The organism is Lactobacillus porci (genome assembly GCF_009695985.1).
In the GTDB taxonomy this organism is placed as follows: domain Bacteria; phylum Bacillota; class Bacilli; order Lactobacillales; family Lactobacillaceae; genus Lactobacillus; species Lactobacillus absianus.
The window spans coordinates 38,589-60,927 of record NZ_VUMX01000012.1; the positions used below are offsets into that span (position 1 = coordinate 38,589).

The following is a 22,339-nucleotide window of genomic DNA, read 5'->3' on the forward strand; positions in this document are numbered from 1 at the left end:
ATCAGCGCTTCTGCGCGGCCAGGTACTCGTGCATTTTTTCCAGTTCCACGCTGGCCAGGTCGATGGTGCAGACATTGTGGTAGGGGTGGTCGGTCTCTTCGCCTGTCAAGGCATCCTTGATCGTGAAGCCATATTCGTCGGTATGGGTCACGTAGCCCAGGTTTTCCCCGTCGTACTCGTAGTCGTCGATGTTGACCAGGTGCTTGCCCGCGGTCAGAATCACCTCGCGCGTGGTAGGGATGTGGTGCAGGCTCTTGGCCAGCTTGGAGAAGTTGTTGGGGTCAAACAGGCCCTGCTCCTGGTTGCGCTTGATCAGGTAGTTGGTGTAGGCAATGGCCGGAGAAGCATCGGTTTCATGGACGATGTCGGCCCGGTTGACCAGGCAGATCGACTCCAGCTGCCCGTACTTGCTGACGCTTTCCAAAAGGAGGTAGTGGTCATTTTGGGCAATGACGTGGCCCAGCAGGCAGCCGCCGAAGCGGTCGTCGTCCACCCAGTCCAGGTAAAGCTCACACAAGCCGTAGTCAAAGGCCGGCTCGCTTTTGCGGGCCGCGTACCACTCCTGCCACAGCTTGCCGGAAGCGGCGTTGATCTCTAGGCTGGAAATCTGCTTGGTCGGCACGGCCAGGTAGAGCCGGTCCAGGCTGTAGTCGTCATTGATCTGGCGGATGCGGATTTCGCTGAGCGTGCTCTGGATGACGATGCCCCCGTAGACTTCGCCGTTGTTCAAGGTGATGGTCAAGGGCATGTCTTCAAGCAGGGCGGCTTCGGCTGCCTGGTAGAGCTGACTGAAGGGCCGCTTCAAAAGCTGCTGGTTGCGCGGCATCAAGTCAAAGGGGTCGCGCGACTGCCCTTCATCGATCAAGCGCTGGACGTAGGCGATGCTTGGCGACTCTTCCACGACTCCCAAGAGGTCATCGTTGTTCAGGACCATCACGCCGCTGGCGTTGGCGTCATCATCTAAAGCAATCAGGACGGTCACCGCGTCATTCTGGTAGACCAGATAGCCCAAGTAGTAGCCGTCAGTCTGCTGGTCGGCCTTGGTATGCACTTCAACAAGTTTCATGATAAGTCCCTCATTTCTATTTGTGCTTTTAAGCTGCTGGGACCAGCTTAAAATCTTATGTTTTAGTTTAATTATAGCAATGCTTTCCAGAAAAAATCGAAAGATTGCTATAATGGACTATAAAGAGGGGGTACTTGCTATGAGTCTCAAATATGCGCGCAAGAGTCAAGTCATGCTGTTCACGCTCTTGTCAGCGATCAAGGCCTGCAACGTCTTGTTCGTCGCCTACATGCTGAAAGTCATGCTGAACATTGCCTCGTCAGGCAAGGGCGACTACATGCGGTTGGTCGGCTTCGCGGCTTTGACGGCCGGGGGCCAGCTGCTCTTCATGTGCAGCAACTTCTTGTACGAAACGACCAAGATGAACATCATCAGAAGCGTCAACATGGCCCTGAAGAGCGCCAACCTGCGCTACCTGGTCGACCAGAACACGCTGGATACCAAAGACGGCCTGAGCTTTATGACCAACGATCTCAAGCAGATCGAAACCAACCGGGTGACGGCCCAATTGGACATCATCTACCAGTCCTTGACCTTTGCCGGCTCCTTGCTGTTTGCTTTTTACAATTCTTGGGAAATGACCCTGGTCTTCATTGTCGCCACGATCGCGCCGGCAATCGTGCAGATGCTGACCAGCCGGATCATCACCAAGAAGGCCAAGGTTTGGACGGAAAAAAACGCCATTTACACCCAGTACGTGTCTGATACCCTTAACGGGGCCCAATCCGCCCGCCTGTACAACGTCCGCAGCAATGTCGTGACCCGGGCCATCGGCGCGGCCCAGGGGATGGAGGATGCCCTGCGGAACATGACCCTGACCCAGGCCTGGGCACTGGAACTGATCTATTCATCCGCCGAGCTTTTCTGCTTCATCATTCCGTGCACGATTGGCGGGATCTTGATGATGAGGGGGCGCTTGGCGGTCGGGACCCTGGTGATGATGGTCGACTTGGCGATCAACTTTATCACGCCAGTCGTTACCCTGTTCAACGAATTCAACCAGGTCAAGTCCACGGTTCCAATGTGGCAGCGCACCCAGAAGGCTTTGAACTACGTCCAGCAGGCTGACATCTATGAGGTTGGCGGCTTCAACGGGATGATCATCAAGAACTTGGCCTACGTGACCCGCCACAGCAAGCGGCAGATCTTCAAGGACGTGAACATCACGGTCAAGCCGGGCGAGAAGATCCTGCTCATGGCCCCGTCTGGCTGGGGCAAGACCACGCTTTTGCGCCTGATGCTGGGGATCTACAAGCCAAGCCAGGGCAAGATCATGATCAATGGGGAAGACGTTACCGGCAACTGGTACAAGGCCCATAATTTTTATTCTTACGTCAACCAGAAGCCGTTCATGTTCAACGATACTTTGCGTTTTAACGTGACTTTAGGGCGCAAGGTGTCTGAGGACCAGCTGCTTATGGCCTGCCATGAGGCGGGCCTGGACAGCCTGATCGCGGAAAACGGTCTGGACTACCAGGTCGGGGAAAATGGGAACAATCTGTCCGGCGGGCAGATCCAGCGGGTGGAAATCGCCCGGGCCCTGTTGTCCGGCCGGCCAATTCTGCTGGCCGATGAAGCAACCAGCGCGCTGGACCCGCGCTTGTCTTTGGAAATCCATGAGACCCTTTTGGGCAATCCAAAGATCGCGGTCGTGGAAGTGGCCCACAAGATCACGGATATTGAAAAGGCCATGTTCGACCAAATTATCGTCCTCGACAAGGTCAAGGACAAGAACGCCGCGGAACGGGAAATTCTGCAGGCGACCAAATAGGAAATTAGCTAACGTGAAGTCTGGCAGCCAGCTGCCCAGGCTTTTCTTTTTGGCAAAAATGGGCCGGAAGAGCGGTCGATATTTACTAAAATATATAATAACATTTGCTTTGATGACTGTAATATATTGATATTTAAATATCGAGCCTTGCGTTGCAAATGCTTTCACGATATAATGAAGGACGTAATTAAGTAAGTGATAGATAGATCAGCTGTTTGAGAAATCGAAGGAGAAATCAAGATGGCAGAACCAAAATGGCTTCAGGACATGAACCCTGAAGAATATTTGCAGGAAGACTTTGAAGCAACTGGCCACAGCCGCTACACGGTTGACGGCTTGGAAAAGAACGACCCGGAATGGCTGGACAAGGCAGCGGCCAAGGTTGGCGCCGCTGAAGGCGATGACTACGTTAAGCTGGATGCCGGCCTGCTCACGGTCAACCAGCTCAACTGGATGCTGCGCAACACTTTTGGCGAAATGACCTTTGTTGACGACAACAACCAATTCCTGTGGTACAACCGTCCACAAGACCCGAACTACAAGATGAAGGCCGGCCGGACGCCTGACCAAGTCGGTGACACTATGGGCACGGTTCACCCTGACATCCGCGACGTGATCCCAACCGCCAAGAAGGTCGTTCACGCTTTGCGCACCAAGGAAGGCGGCCACGATGCTGTTTGGATGCCTGTGCCAACTGGCAATTTGACTGAGCTCGTTTTGCACTACTACAAGCGCGTTGAAGACGAAGAAGGCAACTACATGGGGATCTACGAATGGGTCCAAGACATCTATCCATTCGTGAAGTACTTCTGTGAAGCAACTGGCCAAAAGCTCGTTGTCGACACCGATGCCGCAACTGGCGCGACCTATCGCCGCAACTCTGACCCAGACGCCACGACTGGTCCTTCAACCAAGGCAGCCGCTGCCAAGGAAGAAGCAGAAAAGAAGCCGGAAGCAGACGCAACTAGCGGTGCTTCCCACCACTAATAAAGAACTGAGTTGACAATAAATTCTTTGTTACCCCATTAAGACATTATTTTTCTTTACGCAAAAGTACCATATTATCTCTTTCAGACCAGCCAGCCGGCTGGTCTTTTTGGTTAGCTGGGACAAAAGCTCAAGGTGACAGGGATTGGCTTCAGTAGGGTACTTCTTTCAATAATTCAAGCAAAACAAAACCTCGCCACCGGCGGTGGCGAGGCTTGAGTTCGACAGCTTAGAATTCCTGGTGCTGGTTAGGATTGCGGTCAGCGCGGCGGCCGTCGGCTTTGTCCAGTCCGGTCAAAGCTGCCACTTCGTCCTGGGTCAGTTTAAAGTCAAAAATGTCCAGGTTGCTCAACTGGTGCTGGCTGGAAGAAGCCTTTGGAATCGGCACGACGCCCAGCTGGGTTTCCCAGCGCAGGATGACTTGGGCCGGAGTCTTGCCATACTTGGCGGCTAATTTTTGCAGCAAGTCTTCCTTGAAGACCTCACCGCCGCGCAGGAGCGGGCTCCAAGCTTCAGTAACGATTCCGTGGGCATCATCATATTCGCGGACTTTCTTGCTTGACCAGTAAGGGTGCAGCTCGACTTGGTTGACGGCCGGAGTCACGCCAGTCTCTTTGATGATCCGGTCAATGTGCTCTGGCTCAAAGTTGGAAACCCCGATTGACCGCACCAGACCGAAACGGCGCGCGTCAATCAAGGCCTGCCAGGCTTCAACGTAGTGGTCTTCCAGCGGATTTGGCCAGTGAATCAGATACAGGTCGAAGTAGTCCAAACCGCTTCTAAGCAAGCTTTCTTCAATTTCGTTGATCGCGGCTTGGTATTCGTGGTTTGACCCTGGCAATTTTGAAGTGACGAACAGCTGGCTTCTAGCAACCGAGCTGTTTCTGATCGCCTTGCCCAGAGCCCCTTCGTTTTCATAGCGGACGGCTGAGTCCAGCAGGCGGTAGCCGTTCTCGATTGCCTGGGTGATGGCCTGCACGCCCGGGAAGCCTTGCACCTTGTAGGTCCCGAAGCCTAAGGCCGGGATCAAGTTGCCGTCATTTAATCTGAAATGTTCCATGATATATTTCTCCTTGCTTTTTTGCTGTTAAAAATATTGTAAACCAGTTCAAAAATTTTGGCCTGGGCGGCGCAAATCAGCTAAAATGGATGAGAACATATTTTCTAGCAGCAAGCACAGAAACAGAGAGGGATAACTTATGGCAAAAAAGCGCCGGCGTTCCAAGAAGCGCCAAAATACCAGCCTGCTCACGGCTGCCATCGCGGCCATCGCGGTCTTGTGGGGAATCTACACCCAAGGCGGACAGACGGTCAACCCGCAGATCAGTCCGGCCACCAGCAGCTCAGCGTCATCCAGCCAGACCGTCAGCAAGGCCCAGACGGCCGGCAAGGTTTACGGCGGTCTGGCCCAAAGCGACTACCGCAAGCTGGCCCAGCTCAATTTCAAGTCCGGCGGCAAGAGCTACGTCTACGTGAACGGCAACCACTCGACCCTGGTCAAGAACGCCTGGCAGGTCAACCGGGTCATCTACTCCAACCTGGATTCCCTGAACCGGACTTCCAGCTCCAACACGGGCTTTTTGGAAAAAAGAAACGTGGCCAATGACTCTTTAAGAGTAAGACAATACATCCAGCCAACCGGCTGGCACTACAACAGTCGCAATGGCACCCAGCTCTACAACCGCGGCCACTTGATCGCCTATTCCGTGTCAGCCGGGATCGACCAGGACGGCAACTACAACCCCAAGAACCAGTCCGGAGACCAGAACAATCCCAAGAACCTCTTCACCCAGTCAGCCTACTCCAACCAGAAGATCCAGACGATTTTTGAAAGCAAGGTGCGGACGGCCCTGCGGCAGAACAAGAAGGTCATCTACCAGGCTACGCCAATTTTCCGGGGACAGGAATTGATGGCGCGGGGGATCAACCTCCAGGCCGTTGCTACCGACGGCAGCCTGGACTTCAACGTCTATTTGTTCAACGTCCAGCCCGGCTACGCCTTTGACTACGCGACGGGGCGGGCCAAGGTTGACCGGTCTTTGACGGTCAATGACGGCTTTGAACTAAACAGCCGGGCAAATCTGCATTAAAATAGAATTCAGTAGGCCAAGCAGCCTGCAACAGGCTGGCAAACTGCTAAAGAACTGAGTTATATATTGCAAGAGAGGTAACAAAAGTGGGAAAACTGACAATCGAGCAAGTTCAGCCCGATCAAATCGATGAGCTGGTCGCGCTCAGCCGCGAGACTTTCCAAGCCACGTTTGAGGACTCCAATACTGAAGAAAACATGCAGAAATTTCTTGACGGCCACTACAACCGTGACCGCCTTCTGCGGGAGCTGGAAACGCCCGGCAGCTTCTTCTACTTCGTCTACGAAGACGGGCAGCTGGCTGGCTACATGAAGCTCAACGTCAACACGGCCCAAAGCGAGCGCGTGGACGACAACGGGCTGGAAGTCGAGCGCATTTACTTGAAGAAGGACTTCCAAGGACGGGGGATCGGCAGCCAGCTGCTGGACTACGCCGAAGCCCAAGCCAGAAAGTGGCACAAGCACGCCATTTGGCTGGGCGTTTGGGAGCATAATGAAAAAGCCAAGGACGTTTACGCTCATAAGGGCTACCAAAAGATTGGCCAGCATGAGTTCGTCGTTGGCGATGATCATCAAATCGATTACTTATTTAAAAAGAATCTGCTGCTGGGCTAGTCATGCTGGACCAGCCAGTCGGTCAGGATTTTCCGGTACTTTTCGTTTTCCTGGACGAAGGGCATGTGCCCGCAGCCCGCGAAAAGCTCCCACTTGGCAGCTGGCAAATGGTCAAACATGGTCTTGGCCACCAAAGGCGTGCACAGGTCATCCGTGCCGCTGGTAATCAGGACCGGCAGCTGCATTTTGGACAAGTCATCCGTGTACTCATAGTCATGGAGATTGCCGATTGGCGTGTATTCGTTGGGACCCCATCCAGTGAGGTAGGCAACGGTGCCGCCTTTTTTCTTGCGCAAAACCGCCTCTGGCATGTCCGGGGTCAGCTTGATCGCGTGCTGCTCCATAAAGTGGGCGTTGGCGGCTTGGTAGGCGGGCGCGGAGAAGTCGCCGCTTTCTTCCGCCTGCTGGATGGCTGCCTGCTCCTTTTCCGGCAGGTACTTGATCCAGCGGTGCAGCTCCTGGCTCCACAGCTTGGCTGAAGACAGGGTAGAGGAGAGGATGACGGATTTAACGCCCTTGGGCTGATAGTCGCACATGTAGATGATGGCCAGCATCCCGCCCCAGCTTTGGCCCAGCAGGTGGATCTGGTCCAATCCCAGCTGCTCTCTGACGTTTTCCAGCTCTTTGACCCAAGTCCGGGCGTTGTAGACCGCGGGCGTGTCGTCAGGGATGGATGACTCGCCGCAGCCCAGCTGGTCGTACATGATGACTTGCCGTCCGCTGGTCTGGGCTACCTGGTCCAGGACTTCAAAATAGTTGTGGCTGGAGCCCGGCCCTCCGTGCAGGAGCAGCAGCGGCGCTTTAGCCGTTTTTTCGCCGACGATCCGGCAATATGTCTGGTATTTGCCAAACGGCAGGTATTTTTCTAAAATTTGCATATTTTTAACCTTCTTTAAGCGCAATATATTTTGTAAAAAATGGTAACATTAATGAAGAAATAATTGAAGGTGGGGAAAGTCATGATTAAACAAAAAATTTTTCCAATTGATACCGACTACAGCTGGTACGACATCAGCGGCCTGAGCCAGGACGACAGCCGGCAATTGCAATCGGAATTCTATTTTACGCCGGAAATCATTTCCTACGTATCTGACCGGCATGAGCGGCCCCACTATGACTATGACAAGTACACCGACACGCACCTGCTGGTCTACGACGTGCCTGTCTGGCCAACGGCTGCCAGCAAGCACTTCATTTCCCGGCCGATTACCTTTTTGCTGCAGGACAAGAACCTGTTTACCTTCCACACGGTCGAGACCAGCTACGTTTTTGACGAATTCAACGACCCGCAGATGCTGCGGCGTCTTTCCCATGCCCAGGACGTGACCGAATTGCTGGTGACCTTCTTGATGTTTGCCTCCCAGTACTTCCAGCGGGCCGTTACCCAGCTGGACGCGGAAAGAAACGACTTGGACGCCAAGCTGAGCGACGACATCAACAACCAGGACCTGGTTGAATTGTCCAATATCGAGAAGTCCCTGGTCTACCTGTCCAGCTCCATTCAGACCGACCAGATGATGCTGAACAGCCTGCAGCACTCCCAGCTGACTTTTTCCAAGCCGGCCAAGGAAAGACTGGACGACGTCCTGATTGAATCCAGCCAGTCTTCAGAAATGGTCCAGATTTCCCGCCAGGTAACCAAGACCCTGTCCTCAACTTCCAACAACATGATGAACAACAACCTGAACGATACGATGCAGTTCCTGACCGTCTGGTCCCTGGTTTTGACCATCCCGACCATCCTGACCGGCTTTTACGGGATGAACGTCAAGCTGCCGATTTTTAACGCGGCTTACGACTGGATCGTGATCGTCATCTTGATGGTCGCCCTCATGGTCTGGCTGATCCTCTTGATGCGCAAGCACCATTTCTTCTAAGATCCTTATGTTTATTACGTTGAGGGCGAGAAAACTTGGCATTTCAATGCCGAGTTGAATCGCCCCCTTTTTTACTTTAATACGTGAACATTAGTTCGATGTGCGATATAATATAAATAGCTAAAGGACTGCAAATGCTGGAAGAAGGTGCAACTCATATAGTTAAATACGAATTCAGGAATGATGAGCCAGATATCACCCATGGACGAGGCTACGCATACAACCTCAATTACCACATCGTCTGGTGTACCAAGTATCGCAATCAAGCCTTGGCTAATCCGATTGTTGTCGATTCACTCAAGGACAAGATCCTGCAGATCTGCCATGAGAATGAGTATACGGTCAAGGCTTTGGAAATAATGCCAACTCACGTGCATATTCTGCTGTCTGCCAAACCAAAAGAGAGCGTGACAAATATCGTCAAGAAGCTCAAAGGCATTACGGCCAAGTGGCTTTTTGAAAAGTACCCGGAAACGATGAAGGAATACTTCTGGGGTGGTCACGTCTGGTCACCGAGCTATTACGCAGGAAGCATTGGAGTGGCAACCGAAGCCGTCGTCAAGAAATACATTGAGACGCAATGAAATAGACCATTTCACTAAACGCTAGAAGGGAGGAAGCGACATGGCAATACGCAAGCGCAAGTCAGATCTGCCGGAATATGGAGTAAAAATCAGATTGTACCCGACTCTCGTACAACAAGCCAAACTTAGACAGTTCTTTGGCAATGACCGCTTCCTCTGGAATCAGCTTGTCAGCCTCTATCAGGAACGCTACAAGAACAACAAGAAATCAAAATTGTTAACGGAATTCGATCTTAACAATCTGCTTCCCGCTTTAAAGAACGAATATCCATTCCTCAAGGCAAGCGACAGCTCCAGCTTCCAAATCGTGACCAAGAACATCAGCGATGCCTGGGAGGCATTCTTTGCCGGAACAAGACGCAAGCCCCGCTTCCACTCAAAGCATAGCGCCAAGCAGTCATATACTGGCAAGTCGTCCGGCATCCGGATCATGGGCAAAAGAAACATGTTCCTGCCGAAGCTGAGAAGAGTCAGATCATCGAAAACCGGCGTCATCGACGGCAAGATCAAGCGCTACACGATCAGCGTCGATGCTTGCGGGCGCTACTGGCTTTCTCTCATTGTGGAGAAAAAGACCGCCTTCCTGCCAAAGACTGGCAAGGCAGCTGGCATTGACGTGGGGCTGACGCACTTGGCCATCCTGTCAGACGGCAGAAAGTTTGACAAGTTCTCATCAGATTACTGCGAGAAACAAGCAGAAATCTGGCAGAGCAAGTCATCCAAGCGCCGTCATTTGGCTTTGGTTAAGTCGCAGCAGGACGCCAACAGGAAGGCTCTTGGCGCAAAAAGCCTGTCTGACTATCGCAACTGGCAGAAAGCCAATGTCGCCAAGAACCGCTATATGAGCCGCATCACGAATCAGCGCGATGACTATCTGCACAAGATCTCGGATCAGCTGGTAAAGGAATACGACGTCATCGTCATTGAAGATCTCAAGATCAAGAACATGACGAAGAATCACCACCGTGCCCGCTCAATTCTGCGCCAAAGTTGGGGCAGATTTCGTGACATGCTGGAGTACAAGTGCAAGAAGTACGGAAAGATCCTCATCAAGGTCAATCCAGCATACACCAGCCGAATCTGCTCAAAATGCGGCAAGGATACGGGCAAGAAGCCACTGTCAGTGCGGGAATGGGACTGCCCATTCTGCAAGGCGCATCATGACCGTGACATCAATGCATCAATCAATATTTTGCTTAAAGGACTTGCCCAGCTCTGAGAGAGCTGGGCAAGCAAAAAATCGTACCGTCAAGCAGCAGTCAATGCGGCTTGGCGGAATCGTCGGAGGGGGCACTTCCGTGATAAATAGACTGACCTCTGTTTTTGCACTGCTGTTCAGCTTGCTGGACAGAACCAGTAAAAAAGCAGGCTTGACTTCGGTCAAGCCCGCTTGCAAGAATAAGTTGGTCGTTCTCAGAAGCTGTAGGCTGCGCGTGAGCACTAGCCTATAAAGAAACCCCCGACCTTGGTCGGGGGAGCATGTCATAAACAGCTGACAGCAAAAGTAGTTCAAGAAAAGTAGGTAATCTGCAAAGCATGAATAATCGCATTTTGTTAGGGGCCGGGATCGCGACCCTGTTTGCCTTTGGCCTGTATACATCCAGCCAGCGAGCCGCTGAAAACCGGGAGCTGACCGTGATCCAGGTCAAGAAGAAGGGGAAGGTGACCAAGCAGGTCGCTGCCCCTTCCAGCTCCGGGGGCAAGGAGCCAAACGTCGGGTCAATTGAGTACAGCAACCACATCTATACCAGGTCCGGCTCAAACAAGGACCTGGCCAAGCAAGTGAAGAAGGTCATGGGGGAAGATGCCAACTACCAGGTTGAAGTCCAGTCCCTGACCAAGGCCAAGACCTTCGCGGGCCTGCGCAACACCAAAGAAGCCCACGCGACCAGCAAGATTTTTGAATTGTACCTTTTGATTGCCCTTTATGCTCAGGAAAAGGCCGGCAAGCTGGGGGCATCAACGGCCATCAAGATTGAAAAGAGCGACGTGGCCGGCAAGGAGGCCGGGGTAGCCAAGGGCATCAGCTATGGGCCCAGCTACCTGCGCCAGCAGATGCTGCAGGGGAGCAAGACGGCGGCCAATGCCTTGCTGCGCAAGATCGGCAAGGACCAAGTCACGGCCTGCCTGAAGCAAATGGGGGCCAGCCAGACCAGCATCAGCGGCAATTTCTCTGGCAAGTCCGTGGGCAAGACCACGGCCGCGGACATGCGGGCCGTGATGGTCTCCCTCTACCAGGGCAAGGTGGTCGGCAGCTACAATCAAAGCATCCTGACGGCCCTGTCCACCAGCAGGCAGAAGAGCCCGCTGGTCAAGTCCATCAGCGGGACGGTCTACCAGATCGGGGATGACGATTCAGCCGTAGCCTTGGTCAACAATGGCTCCAGCAGCTACGTCGTCAGCGTCTGGGCCTCAAAGAATGACAAGTTCGCGGCCTTAGGCAAGACCGTCAGTGCCTGGATGAGCAAAAATAAATAAAAACATAAGAAAAAGGAGATTCGCGTGAATCTCCTTTTTCTTATGTCGTTATAGTGTGTTGTTATTGTGTTGCTTTTAAAGAGCCAATAGTTGGCACAGAGCTTTTTCAGCAGGGTTCTGTTTGCTGATAGGAATTAAAATTTCAAGTTGCGCTTGTGGCGGCGCTTGAAGATGAAAGTCTTTCCCGTCAGCCACATGTACCAGGCAAATTGAAATTCTGAAATCAATGTAATAACCGAGACCAAGACGATAGTCGCCGCGGCTCCGTTGATCATGGAGCCGTCTTCAGCCCGGTAAGTGAAGAGCTGGTAAACCAGAAAGGCTACCATTGTCAGCCAATATACATTGGCAATCCACCATTTTTTCATTGTTTTCATCTCCTATCGCCTCTGATTATAGCGCTTACAGAAGCCGCTTACAAGAGAAAACTGCAAATTTTTCAAGAATAATCTACAATTTGTAGATTGTAATCTTCACTGCGTAGTTATATAATTTGGTAGTTGAAAGGAAAAAGTGGTAGCAATTATGACTCAAAAGAGAACTTTGGATTTAGACAAGGTGATCGCAGCGGCGACTGAGTTGATTGAAAACCAGGGACTGCCTGAAACCACGATGCCAAATCTGGCCAAGGCCCTTGGGGTGCGAAGTCAATCGCTTTATCACTACGTGAAGAACCGGGCTCAGCTGCTTTCTTTAGTCGCGGCTAGCAGAATCCGTTTGCTCTACCAAGCCCTGGTTGACCAGCTGATCGGCCTGTCCGGTCAGGATGCCCTGCTCAAGTTCGCGGACATCGTCCGCGACTGGCTGCGACATGACCAGGCCCTGGCGGTGCTTCTGTATCATCTGAATGAATTTCCTGATGATTCAGCCATCGTGCAGGAAGTTATGAGCATATTGGAACTAGGTGACAAGCTGCACCTGAGAACGGAGCACATTGCTTCTCAGCACGCCTTGGTGGGCGCGGTACTGGGCTACGTCTTTCTGGACCGGATGTCCAAGGACGCGGAGACGCCAGAAGAAGCAGACCGGAACTATCACGACATGATTTTGCGACTTGTCAATCCAAGCACGGAAAGTCAATTACCGACCAGTGTTAGCAATTAGAAAGGAAAAGTAAGTTGAAGAAGCTATTCAAGAATCATCTAGGCGCCCTGATCGCCTGGATCCTCATTCTGGGAATTTCTTTGTTCGCTTTGCCAAACGTTGACGCCTTGACGCGGGCACACAGTGACATCACTTTGCCAAGCAGCGTGGAAAGCGAAGCGGCCAAGCTGATTCAAAACAACTGGGGCAGCAAGAAGAAGAATACCTATGAGGTTGCTGTAGTTTTCAATAAGAAGACTGGCAAATTGACCGAGACCGACAAGGACAATATCCAAGCGTCGATCGATCGTGTCACCAGCAACAAGAAGAAGTACGGGATCAAGGACTACCTGGCCCCGCAACAGAACATCGCGACCAAGAAGATGCTGAAGTCCAAGGACGGCACGACTTGGGTAATGCAGATGAACATCTCCAAGAAGCACGGGACCATCTCCAAGATCTACGACGAGATCAACAAAGCCACCAAGACTAGCGGCGTGGACACTTATGTCACCGGTGCCGACGTCTTGAGCAATGACTTTACCAGTTCGATCCAGGAAGGGATCAAGAAGACGGAATTGATCACGGTCGTGTTCATTTTCATCGTCTTGGTGCTGGTCTTCAAATCACCAGTCGTTCCCTTGGTTTCCCTGCTGACGGTTGGGGTTTCCTTCATGGTTGCCTTCTCAATCGTTACCAACTTGGTCAACCAGGCCAACTTCCCATTCTCAAACTTTACGCAGGTCTTCATGGTCATCGTCTTGTTCGGGATCGGGACCGACTACAACATCCTGCTCTATAACCACTTCAAAGAAAATTTAGGGGGCGGAATGGACGTGGCCGCGGCCACCAAGGACTCGATCAAGAAGGCTGGACGGACCATCCTGTACTCAGGCTCCTCCATCCTGATCGGCTTCAGCGCCTTGGGACTGGCCAAGTTCTCCGTTTACCGGTCAGCTTCCGGCGTGGCCGTGGGCGTCTTGGTCCTGCTGATCGTCTTGCTGACCTTGAACCCATTCTTTATGATGACTTTGGGCCGGAACATGTTCTGGCCAAGCAAGAAGTTTGACGCGGAAAACCCAAGCAAGTTATGGCACGGGATTTCTGCCCAGACCTTGAAGCGGCCGGTCACCTTCCTGGCCGCCGTAGCCGTTGTCGTCGCGCCGGCATTTTTGACTTACTCAAACGTGCTGAACTACGACAACTCAGCGGAAGTAGCTGACTCAGTTCCTTCAAAGAAGGGGCTGAACATCGTCGAGAAGCACTTTTCAAAGGGGATGGCGATGCCATCATACCTGTACATTGAAAGCAAGCACAAGCTCGACAATGAAAAGGACTTGAAGCTGATTGACGAATTGACCCGCAAGCTGCGCAAGTCAGAAGGGGTCGACAAGGTCATTTCAGTTACTGAGCCATACAACCAAAAGATCAAGCTGCTCTACGTGAAGAAGCAGCTGAAGACGGTCACCGACGGGACCAAGAAGCTGGAAAACGGGGTCACCAAGCTGACCAAGGGCAGCGAAAAGGTCACTAACGGGGCCAAGAAGCTGTCCAGCGGGGCTGATGCCCTGCACGAAGGGACTGGCACCTTGAGCGATGGGGCCAAGGACCTGTACGTCGGGACGGTTAAGCTGTACAACGGCTCAATTGCCCTTTACGACGGAGCCGGCAGCCTTTACAACGGGTCACAGACCCTGGCCGTTGGGGCCAACGCCCTCTACAGCGGGACCAAGAAGCTGGCCAATGGGGCCGGCCAACTGGCTAATGGCGCTGGCACTTTGAAGAACGGGACCCAGACTTTGGCCAACGGGACGCAATCCTTGGCCAGCGGGTCCAAGACTTTGGCTAGCGGGACCGGTTCTTTGGCAACCGGGGCCCAGACCCTGAAGAACGGTGCCGGCACTTTGAAGAGCGGTACTGCCAGCCTGTACGCTGGCGCTGGCACTTTGAAGAATGGTACCGCCAGCCTCTACACTGGTGCCGGCACTTTGAAGAACGGCATCAGCACGGCTTACACTGGCGCTGGCACTTTGAAGAACGGCATCAGCAGCCTTTACACTGGCGCTGGCACTTTGAAGACTGGCATTGGCAGTCTGTACACTGGTGCTGGCAGCTTGAAAGACGGCACTGCCCAGCTGGTAACTGGCGGCTCCAGCCTGAAGGATGGGACTGACTCTTTGGCAACTGGCGCAAGCAGCCTTTACACTGGCACCCAGACCTTGACCAACGGGGCCAAGGACCTGACGGCCAACATGAACACCCTGGTCAACGGCCTTGACCAGCTGAAGAGCCAGCTGTCAGAAAACGCCAGCTCCTTGAACGCTGCCCAGCTTGACCAACTGTCCCAGGGCTTGACTGATCTTAACAACGGTTTGCAGCAGTTGAACGGCAAGGTCAGCCAAATCAGCGTGCCAAATATCGACAGTTCAAAGATCTCCAGCTTAGTCGGCGGCTTGCAAAACCTGCAAGGGCAAGTTGGCTCTCTGCAAAAGGGCTTGATTGATGCTAAGACTGGCTTGACGAATGCTGGCAGCGGCTTAGGTGCTGCCAGCTCAGCAGCCGGCAGCCTGGCAAGTTCAATCAGCAAGGTTTCAGACCCAACTGTGAAGGCAGAACTGCAAAAGGACCTCGAAGCTCTGAAATCTGGCCTGTCTTCTACTAAGAATGGTTTAGGTGCTGCAAGCAGCGGCTTGGGCGCTGCCGGTTCTGCGGCTGCTAACATGGGCACTGCCGCTAGTGGCATTAAATCAGCAGCCGGCGGCTTGAGCAATATTGGCTCAACAGCTGACTTGAGCACGCAAGTGCAGCAATTGCAGGCAGCCGTTGCTCAGCTGGCTAATGGTTCAAGCACTTTGAACAGTCAAGCAAGCGCAGGGATTAACAGCCTGAAGTCTGGCCTGGGCAAGATCAGCCAGATGCAGAATGCGGTTGACGCCCTGGCAACTGGCGCCCACCAACTCTACACCGGCTCAAACTCACTTTACAGCGGCTTGAGCAAGGGGATGGCTGGGGCCTTGGCCCTGTCACAAGGCGCAAACAAGCTGAACTCCGGTGCTGCTTCCCTGTATGACGGGATCAGCAAGGTTGACTCCGGTGCCGCCAGCCTCTACGCTGGCGCGGGCCAAGCCAACACTGGCGTGGCCAGCCTCTATGATGGCGCTGGCCAATTGAACGCTGGTGCCGCCAAGCTTTACGCTGGTGCCGGTCAATTGAACACTGGTGCTGCCAGCCTTTACGCTGGTGCCGGCAAGGTCAACTCCGGTGCCGCCAGCCTCTACTCTGGCGCTGGCAAGCTGAACAACGGTGCCGCCAGTCTTTACACTGGCACGGGCACGCTGGTCAGCGGCGCCAACAAGGTCAACAGCGGGGCGATTGCTGTTGCTAGCGGTGCTGACAAGGTCAACTCCGGTGCCGGTCAACTGAACTCCGGCGCGGGCACCCTGCAAAGCGGGGCCAATGCTCTGGCCAGCGGCCTTAACGCTGGTCTCAGCGGTGCTGGCCAACTGGCTAATGGCGCCGGCCGTCTGGCTAATGGTGCCGGCCAGCTGCAAAGCGGTGCGGGCCAATTGAAGAACGGCTTGAGCCAAGGCACTTCCGGTGCCAGCCAACTGTCTGCCGGTGCTGAAAAGCTCGACAACGGGACTCAGCAATTGGCGGATGGTGCCGGCGAACTGGCTGACAAGACGCCGCAGATCACCAACGGCTTGACTACTGTCAACAACGGGCTGGTTTCAGCTGGCTCATACCTGAACGGCTTGAGAACTTCACCAGCTTCAGACACCTTCTATGTCCCAAGCTACGTTTTGAAGCACAACAAGGACTTCAAGAAGTCCATGAGCGTCCTGCTCAGCCCAGACAAGAAGAGTGCGATGATCATCATCATCCTGGACAGCAACCCAAGTTCTGAAAGTGCCGCTGAGCACTCACAAGAACTGAGTGCCATGGCCCGCAAGTCCCTGAAGGGGACCGACCTGGGCCAGGCCAAGGTGGCCATGGGCGGTCAAAGCTCAATCATTGAAGACACCAAGAACACGGCCAGTCAGGACTTCGCGAGAACGGTTGCGATCATGCTGGTCGGGATCGGCATCGCTTTGATCTTCGTAACGCACAGTCTGCTGCAGCCAGTCTACATTTTGGGGACTTTGGTTCTGGCATACTTCTGCTCACTGTCAATCACCCGCTGGTTCGTTACCTCAATCATGCACAGAGACATGATGGCTTGGAATGTTCCATTCTTCACCTTCATCATGCTGATTGCCCTGGGCGTTGACTATAGCATCTTCGTGATGATGCGCTACCGCGATGGGGATGCATCGCGCTTGCCTAGCGAGCGGATCCTGGAAGCATGTACCGTCATCGGTACGGTTGTCATCTCCGCTGCTATCATCTTGGGTGGTACCTTCGCCGCTTTGATTCCATCAGGCGTGCCAACCTTGATCGAAGTTGCGATCGGCGTCATCATCGGCCTGCTGATTCTGGTCTTCCTGATGCCAATCAACTTGTCTGCTTCAACTAAGCTGACCTACGAAGGGTTCACTTTGTTCAAGAGAAGAGCTGGCAAGCACAGCTTCAAGTTCGGCAAGAACAATTAAATTGAAAAACTGCGTTAACAGCGCAAAGAGGACTCACCTGACCGTGGGTCCTCTTTTATTATGTTTTTTGGCAAAAAATGGCTATGATATAATATAAAGACACCTGAAGAGAACGGGAAGAAGGGATTCGCATGAACAAGTGTCCGAACTGCAGCCAGCCAGTGACTGACCAAGACGCCTACTGCCGCACTTGCGGCTTCAACCTGGCCAAGTACCGGCGCGACTACTTTACTGGCGAAGAACCAGAAGCTGCAAGCAATGATTCGCTGCAAGAGACGCAAGAAATGAAGCAAGCGGCGCCGCAGTCATCCTGGCTGGACGACGAGGAGGCAAAGCCGGCTGAGCCGGCCGAGCCAACTGAGCCTCCCAAAAGGGAACTGACCCGGCGGTCCTACCAGTCCCAAGAACGGGCGGAAAAGTCCAAGAGCGCGGTCAACACGACGGCCGAGCGCATGTTCCAGTGGATGCGGGAGAACACGACCATCGCCTTCTGCGTTGGCGTGGCCTTGCTGGTCATCATGAGCTTCAGCCGGGAGATCGGCTGGACGGCTTTTGCCGTTTCCATGATCGCCCTCTGGTGGGTCTGCCGGAACAAGGAAGTCAGCCAATATGAGGCCGACAAGAACCTGACTGATGAATTCAAGCAGACTACCAGCAAGGTCTTTGATTCCTTTGACGACCGGGAAAGCGAGCTGGAAGAGAAGAAGCAGCATTTTGCCAGCAAGCATCCCAAGGTCCACGTTAAGGTTGAGCAGCACAAGACTAAGCTCAAACCGGCCAAAAAGGCCCGCAAGCATGACTTTGGCTGGGTCCAGATCGCCGCGGTGATGACGGCAGCCATTGCCTTGATCCTTCTGTTTGCCGGCTACGGCTTCACGGCCGGCAGCGGCAGCCGCATGACCATTGCCAGCGTCTTTTTTGAGACGGGGAATGCCCTGATGCAGAGCGGACAATACGTGCCGGCGGCAATCATCTACGCGGTCCTGGCCGCTTGGATCATCCTGCCAATCTTTACCTTGCTGGCCATCGTCCAAAATACCAAGGGCAGCCGGGTCAAGGCCTTCTTCCTGTCCTTGCTGGAAACGGTCCTGGTCATCTACGTGACCTACCACCTGCCAGCCGGGCGGGTGGTCAATACCCAGTTCATCTACTCGGTCTTCAGCGGCCTGCACAGCTACGCGGTTGCCTTGAATGCCTCCGCTTGGCTGCTGATCTTTGACTCCCTGCTCACGACTGGCCTGACAGGCTACAGCATGTTTGAGCCTCTGGCCCAAAAGCAGCGGGCTAAAAAGCAGGAGCAAGCAGAAAAGAAGGACTAAGAACCCGAAGAATAAGCAAATTATCAACATTTTGTGCACAAGAAAAGCCGGACTTGAATTTCAAGTCCGGCTTTTTTAGTGGATAAATTTAACTGGCAATTACTGTTGGTTCTGCTGGCTGAAGTCGACCACGAGGTGCTCGTTGACGAAAGCATAGAGGCCCAGCGGGCTTAATTCACGCCCATAGCCTGACTTCTTGACCCCGCCGAAGGGCAGGGCTGCGTCAGTGATCCAGCGGCCGTTGATCACGGTCATTCCGGTTTCGATTCTGGCCGCGACGGCTTCCGCGTGGGCCACGTCGCTGGAGATGACGGATGAGCCCAAGCCGTAGCTGGAGTCGTTGGCTAAGGCAACGGCTTCGTCTTCATCCTTGACCTTGAAGACCTCGCAGACCGGGCCAAAGAGCTCTTGGTCAAAAATCGGGTTGTCCTTGGCGATGTCCGTTAAAATTACCGGGCTGAAGAAGGCCCCCTGGGAGTCGATCTCCGGGTACTGGTAGTAAACCTTGGCCCCGCCAGCGACGGCATCTCTGACTGCCTTGGACAGCTTTTGCTTGGTGCCTTCTGAGTTCAAAGGCGGCAGGGTGGTGGTCCGGTCCAGCGGGTCGCCCCACTTCAAGCCTTCATAGATCTCCTTCATATCGTCCAGTACTTCCTGGTAGCGGGACTCCACGACGATCATCCGCTTGGAGGAGGTGCAGACCTGGCCGTTGTTGTAGGTTCTGGCGTCACTCAAGGCCTTCTTCAAGACGGCTGGATCAGCGTCATCCAAGACGATGAAGGCGTCGTTGCCGCCCAGTTCCATGGTGGACTTCTTCAAGTGCTTGCCGGCATTTTCGGCCACGGAGATCCCGCCGCGTTCTGAGCCGGTCAGGGCTACGCCCGCGATTCTTGGGTCAGCAATGATCTGGTCCAATTGCTCATATGACAAAAACAGGTTCAGCAGGCAGCCTTCCGGGGCCCCGCTGCGCTTGACCAGTTTGGCGATCAGGTTGGCACTTGAAGGCACGTTGTGGGCGTGCTTCAGGATAATTGGGTTGCCGACCAGGTAGTTGGGCGCGAAGACGCGGATTACCTGGTAAAGCGGGAAGTTCCACGGCTCACAGGCCACGATTACCCCGGTTGCCTGCTTGAGGCAGTAGGCGCGGCCAAAAGGATTCAGGTACTCTTCCGGCTTAAGCAGGTCCGGGCCTTTGTCAGCGTAATAGTTCAAGATGCCGATGCAGATGTCGACCTCTTCTTCGGATTCGCTGATCTTCTTGCCCATTTCCAGGGTCATGAGCTTGGCCATTTCCGCCTTCTTCTCGCCGAGCAGGTCCGCGATCTTAGCCAGCTGCCGGGCTCTGACGCTTGGCTCCTCGTGGCGCCACTTCTTGTAAAGGGCGTGGGCCAGGTTGATTGAATCGCTGATCTGGTCGGCCGTGGCATTTTCATAGGTCGCGAAGACCTCATTGGTATAGGGGTTGACTGATTGGTACTTGGACATAGTCTGTTGCTTCCTTTCACTTTGTGGATAAGCTGCAATCAAAATTCACAAATCGCTACATTTAGATTATAGACCGCTTTCGACCATTTGGTCTAACTAAATGGCCCTTGCGCGCCAAGGCCATTTTTGGCAGATTTTTCCGATAATTTTCGAAAATGATTAAAAATCATGCTAAAATTATTTGAAAAAACTGGAAAGGACCAACGAATATGCGGATCAATATTTTGCAGCATGCGTCAAATGAAGGGCCTGGCGCCGTCAAGGAATGGGCGGATGAACGCGGACACGCGGTTTACGTCTACCACCCAAGTGACTTCGGCATCTTGCCTAAGGTGGATGAAACCGACATGCTGGTCGTTTTGGGCGGACCAATGAGCCCGAATGATGGCTATGCCTGGCTGGAAGCTGAGCGCGAGCTGATCAGGGACTGCATGGGCAGCCACGTGCCAATCCTGGGCGTCTGCCTGGGGGCCCAGCAGATTGCGACCGCCTTGGGGGCCAGCGTTCACGCGGCTCCTCATAAGGAGGTCGGCTGGGCCAACGTCTACCGGCAAAGCGACGCTTTGCCAGGCTTGCCGGAGAAATTGCTGGCTCTTCACTGGCACCAGGACATGTTTGAGCTGCCAGCTGGCAGCAGTCTGCTCTACTCCAGCGACTTGGTCGCCAACCAGGGCTTCCTGGTCAAGGGGAACGTGGTCGGCCTCCAGTTTCACTTGGAGACCCTGACGGACAATGTGCGCGAGATCGCCATCAACGACGGGGCCTATGCCAAGACCGGCAATGACTTGCGGCAGACGCCAGAGCAGATCATGCGCCAAGCCGTGCCGCCGGAAAACCGGCAGGCGGTCTACACGATACTCGACTATTTGAGCGTACACTAATTTTTAGGGGGAACAAGCAATATGTCACAAGCAGCAATCGCCCGGATCTACTTGGGCTGCTCATTTTTAAACGAAGTGCAAAGAGAACGCGCCAAGCAGGCCAGAGAATACCTGGCCCAGAACCCAACCGTGGAGCACGTGCACTTCCCATTTGACCAGCAGGTCGTGGATCCGGCCGAAAGTCCGCAGGTCAAGCTGGGGGACGAGCGGAGCCTGCTCTGGCAAAGCCAGACCTACCAAAACGATCTGGCCGGCATCCAGATGGCCAACTGCGGCGTCTTCTTGTACGACATGGACTTGATCGACGATGGCTGCGCCTTTGAAATTGGCTTTATGCGCGCCCAGCACAAGCCGGTCATGCTCCTGCCGTTTACGGAAGAGCCGGAAAAGAAGCGGGTCATGAACCTGATGCTGGCCCAAGGGGTTACGGCCTTCTACGATGGCAATACGGAGCTGGAAATCCTGAAGACTTATGACTTCAACGCCAACCCAGCCAAGCCGATGACGGGCTACGGGATTATTTAAGCAAGAAAAAACTCAGTGTCATTAAGTTAAGGCATTGACTTAGGACAATCGAAAAAGGCTTCCAGAAGTTTTATCACTTCTAGAAGCCTTTTTTATTCGTTAGAGTTTCCCAGATTATATGCTTATTATCCGGCTTGCAGCTGGTCCAGGAGCTCGCGCCCTTTTTCTAGGACGACCTCATTATGGTTCAAGCGGGCAAAAGCCATGGCATCGCTGGCGTGCTGCCTGGCCAGCTGCTTGGGCCGCTTCTGGGCCAGGTCATTGACGGCCAACTGCAGCAGGACGCGGGCCACGAAGTAGACGGCGTGGTGGCTGGAGGCAACTTGGTAGGCGTAGTTCAAGAGGTCGTCAGCGTGGCTGTACTGCTTGATATTCCCATAGAATTCGCCAGCGGCCGTCAAAACCGACATGACCTGCAATTGGGTCAGGCTGTCCTTGATCTCGACTTTCTTGATTTGGGGCAGGATCTGGTCAAAGTAGTAGGAGGCCTTGTCCAGGTCATTCTGGCTGGCGTAGACCTGGCTGCAGCCCTTCAGGGCCAACAGGCGGTAAATGTTGTTGGCCTTAAGGTTGGGCGTGGTCAAAATGGCGTTGAAGTAGTAGAGGGCGGACACGTCGTCGTGGTCGCCGTCCAAGGCCAGCTGCCCGGCCAAGTAGTTGTAGTGAAGCTCATCTTGGCGGTCGGCCAGCTTCTTGGGGTTGACCTGCTTGAGCAGCTTGCGGATCTGCTCGTAGTCGTAGGTGATGAAGCAGAAGTCGGCGTCGAACATCTTTTGGGCCATGGCGCTTTCCTTGCTGGTCATCATGATGTCGGCAATGGAGATGTTCATCCGGTCGCAGAGCTGCTTGAGGATTTTAAATGAAGGCACCTGGCCGTTGTTTTCAAACTTGCTTAAGGTTGACTGGGTGCAGACGCCGTGGCAAAGGTCGGTTTGGGAAAGACCTAGGCTTTTGCGGGTCTTGATGAATTTTTCGATGTTGATCATA

The 22,339-nt window shown here is 53.7% G+C and carries 19 protein-coding genes; 13 read left to right on the top strand and 6 right to left on the bottom strand.

Annotation, left to right across the window (positions count from 1 at the left end; all coding sequences use genetic code 11):
* Window position 1: 1 nt before the first annotated feature.
* On the bottom strand, window positions 2-1,066 hold the full coding sequence (locus FYJ62_RS05540) for a hypothetical protein (RefSeq protein ID WP_154548577.1): 1,065 nt from the start codon (window positions 1,064-1,066) through the stop codon (window positions 2-4).
* Window positions 1,067-1,205: 139 nt separating this feature from the next.
* Between FYJ62_RS05540 and FYJ62_RS05545 the strand changes: the two genes are divergently transcribed.
* Window positions 1,206-2,837 carry an ATP-binding cassette domain-containing protein gene (locus FYJ62_RS05545; protein ID WP_154548580.1) on the top strand — a complete coding sequence of 544 codons (1,632 nt, stop codon included), beginning with the start codon at window positions 1,206-1,208 and terminating at the stop codon, window positions 2,835-2,837.
* 240 nt (window positions 2,838-3,077) lie between these two features.
* Window positions 3,078-3,824, top strand: a complete 747-nt coding sequence (locus FYJ62_RS05550; protein WP_154548582.1) for a PAS domain-containing protein — start codon at window positions 3,078-3,080, stop codon at window positions 3,822-3,824.
* 229 nt (window positions 3,825-4,053) lie between these two features.
* On the opposite strand, the gene FYJ62_RS05555 is transcribed toward FYJ62_RS05550, so the two are convergent.
* Window positions 4,054-4,884, bottom strand: coding sequence for an aldo/keto reductase (locus FYJ62_RS05555; protein ID WP_154548584.1), 831 nt, complete (start codon window positions 4,882-4,884; stop codon window positions 4,054-4,056).
* A 139-nt stretch (window positions 4,885-5,023) separates the two neighbouring features.
* On the opposite strand from FYJ62_RS05555, the gene FYJ62_RS05560 reads away from it, so the two are divergent.
* Window positions 5,024-5,914, top strand: a complete 891-nt coding sequence (locus FYJ62_RS05560) for a DNA/RNA non-specific endonuclease (RefSeq protein WP_154548586.1) — start codon at window positions 5,024-5,026, stop codon at window positions 5,912-5,914.
* Between the two features lie 86 nt (window positions 5,915-6,000).
* Window positions 6,001-6,528, top strand: coding sequence for a GNAT family N-acetyltransferase (locus tag FYJ62_RS05565; RefSeq protein ID WP_326831997.1), 528 nt, complete (start codon window positions 6,001-6,003; stop codon window positions 6,526-6,528).
* On the opposite strand, the gene pepI is transcribed toward FYJ62_RS05565, so the two are convergent.
* On the bottom strand, window positions 6,525-7,406 hold the full coding sequence (pepI, locus tag FYJ62_RS05570; protein ID WP_154548588.1) for a proline iminopeptidase: 882 nt from the start codon (window positions 7,404-7,406) through the stop codon (window positions 6,525-6,527). The genes FYJ62_RS05565 and pepI overlap by 4 nt on opposite strands.
* A gap of 81 nt (window positions 7,407-7,487) precedes the next feature.
* On the opposite strand from pepI, the gene FYJ62_RS05575 reads away from it, so the two are divergent.
* The 4 genes from FYJ62_RS05575 (at window position 7,488) to FYJ62_RS05590 (ending at window position 11,467) form a co-directional block, all read left to right on the top strand.
* Window positions 7,488-8,405, top strand: a complete 918-nt coding sequence (locus FYJ62_RS05575; protein ID WP_154548590.1) for a magnesium transporter CorA family protein — start codon at window positions 7,488-7,490, stop codon at window positions 8,403-8,405.
* A 158-nt stretch (window positions 8,406-8,563) separates the two neighbouring features.
* Window positions 8,564-8,989: an IS200/IS605 family transposase gene (gene tnpA / locus FYJ62_RS05580; protein WP_407657299.1), complete on the top strand. Its 426-nt coding sequence runs from the start codon at window positions 8,564-8,566 to the stop codon at window positions 8,987-8,989.
* A gap of 40 nt (window positions 8,990-9,029) precedes the next feature.
* Window positions 9,030-10,208 (top strand): RNA-guided endonuclease InsQ/TnpB family protein, encoded by a 1,179-nt coding sequence (locus FYJ62_RS05585; RefSeq protein WP_154548594.1) that lies wholly within the window; start codon window positions 9,030-9,032, stop codon window positions 10,206-10,208.
* A 317-nt stretch (window positions 10,209-10,525) separates the two neighbouring features.
* Window positions 10,526-11,467: a serine hydrolase gene (locus FYJ62_RS05590; protein WP_154548596.1), complete on the top strand. Its 942-nt coding sequence runs from the start codon at window positions 10,526-10,528 to the stop codon at window positions 11,465-11,467.
* Between the two features lie 134 nt (window positions 11,468-11,601).
* Here the strand turns inward: FYJ62_RS05590 and FYJ62_RS05595 are convergent, their stop codons facing one another.
* Window positions 11,602-11,835, bottom strand: coding sequence for a hypothetical protein (locus tag FYJ62_RS05595; protein WP_154548598.1), 234 nt, complete (start codon window positions 11,833-11,835; stop codon window positions 11,602-11,604).
* Window positions 11,836-11,992: 157 nt separating this feature from the next.
* On the opposite strand from FYJ62_RS05595, the gene FYJ62_RS05600 reads away from it, so the two are divergent.
* The 3 genes from FYJ62_RS05600 (at window position 11,993) to FYJ62_RS05610 (ending at window position 18,461) form a co-directional block, all read left to right on the top strand.
* Complete coding sequence (locus FYJ62_RS05600; protein ID WP_154548600.1) at window positions 11,993-12,571, top strand: TetR/AcrR family transcriptional regulator; 579 nt, start codon at window positions 11,993-11,995, stop codon at window positions 12,569-12,571.
* A 14-nt stretch (window positions 12,572-12,585) separates the two neighbouring features.
* On the top strand, window positions 12,586-17,142 hold the full coding sequence (locus FYJ62_RS05605) for an MMPL family transporter (protein ID WP_154548602.1): 4,557 nt from the start codon (window positions 12,586-12,588) through the stop codon (window positions 17,140-17,142).
* A gap of 131 nt (window positions 17,143-17,273) precedes the next feature.
* Window positions 17,274-18,461: a zinc ribbon domain-containing protein gene (locus FYJ62_RS05610; RefSeq protein WP_154548604.1), complete on the top strand. Its 1,188-nt coding sequence runs from the start codon at window positions 17,274-17,276 to the stop codon at window positions 18,459-18,461.
* A gap of 99 nt (window positions 18,462-18,560) precedes the next feature.
* On the opposite strand, the gene FYJ62_RS05615 is transcribed toward FYJ62_RS05610, so the two are convergent.
* Entirely contained in the window at window positions 18,561-19,946 is a 1,386-nt protein-coding gene (locus FYJ62_RS05615; RefSeq protein WP_154548606.1) for an NAD-dependent succinate-semialdehyde dehydrogenase, read from the bottom strand.
* A 209-nt stretch (window positions 19,947-20,155) separates the two neighbouring features.
* Between FYJ62_RS05615 and FYJ62_RS05620 the strand changes: the two genes are divergently transcribed.
* Complete coding sequence (locus tag FYJ62_RS05620; RefSeq protein WP_154548608.1) at window positions 20,156-20,827, top strand: type 1 glutamine amidotransferase; 672 nt, start codon at window positions 20,156-20,158, stop codon at window positions 20,825-20,827.
* Between the two features lie 21 nt (window positions 20,828-20,848).
* Window positions 20,849-21,352: a nucleoside 2-deoxyribosyltransferase gene (locus FYJ62_RS05625; protein WP_154548610.1), complete on the top strand. Its 504-nt coding sequence runs from the start codon at window positions 20,849-20,851 to the stop codon at window positions 21,350-21,352.
* A 125-nt stretch (window positions 21,353-21,477) separates the two neighbouring features.
* Here the strand turns inward: FYJ62_RS05625 and FYJ62_RS05630 are convergent, their stop codons facing one another.
* A complete protein-coding gene (locus FYJ62_RS05630) occupies window positions 21,478-22,338 on the bottom strand; it encodes a helix-turn-helix domain-containing protein (protein ID WP_154548612.1) in 861 nt (286 codons plus the stop codon).
* Window position 22,339 lies beyond the last annotated feature (1 nt).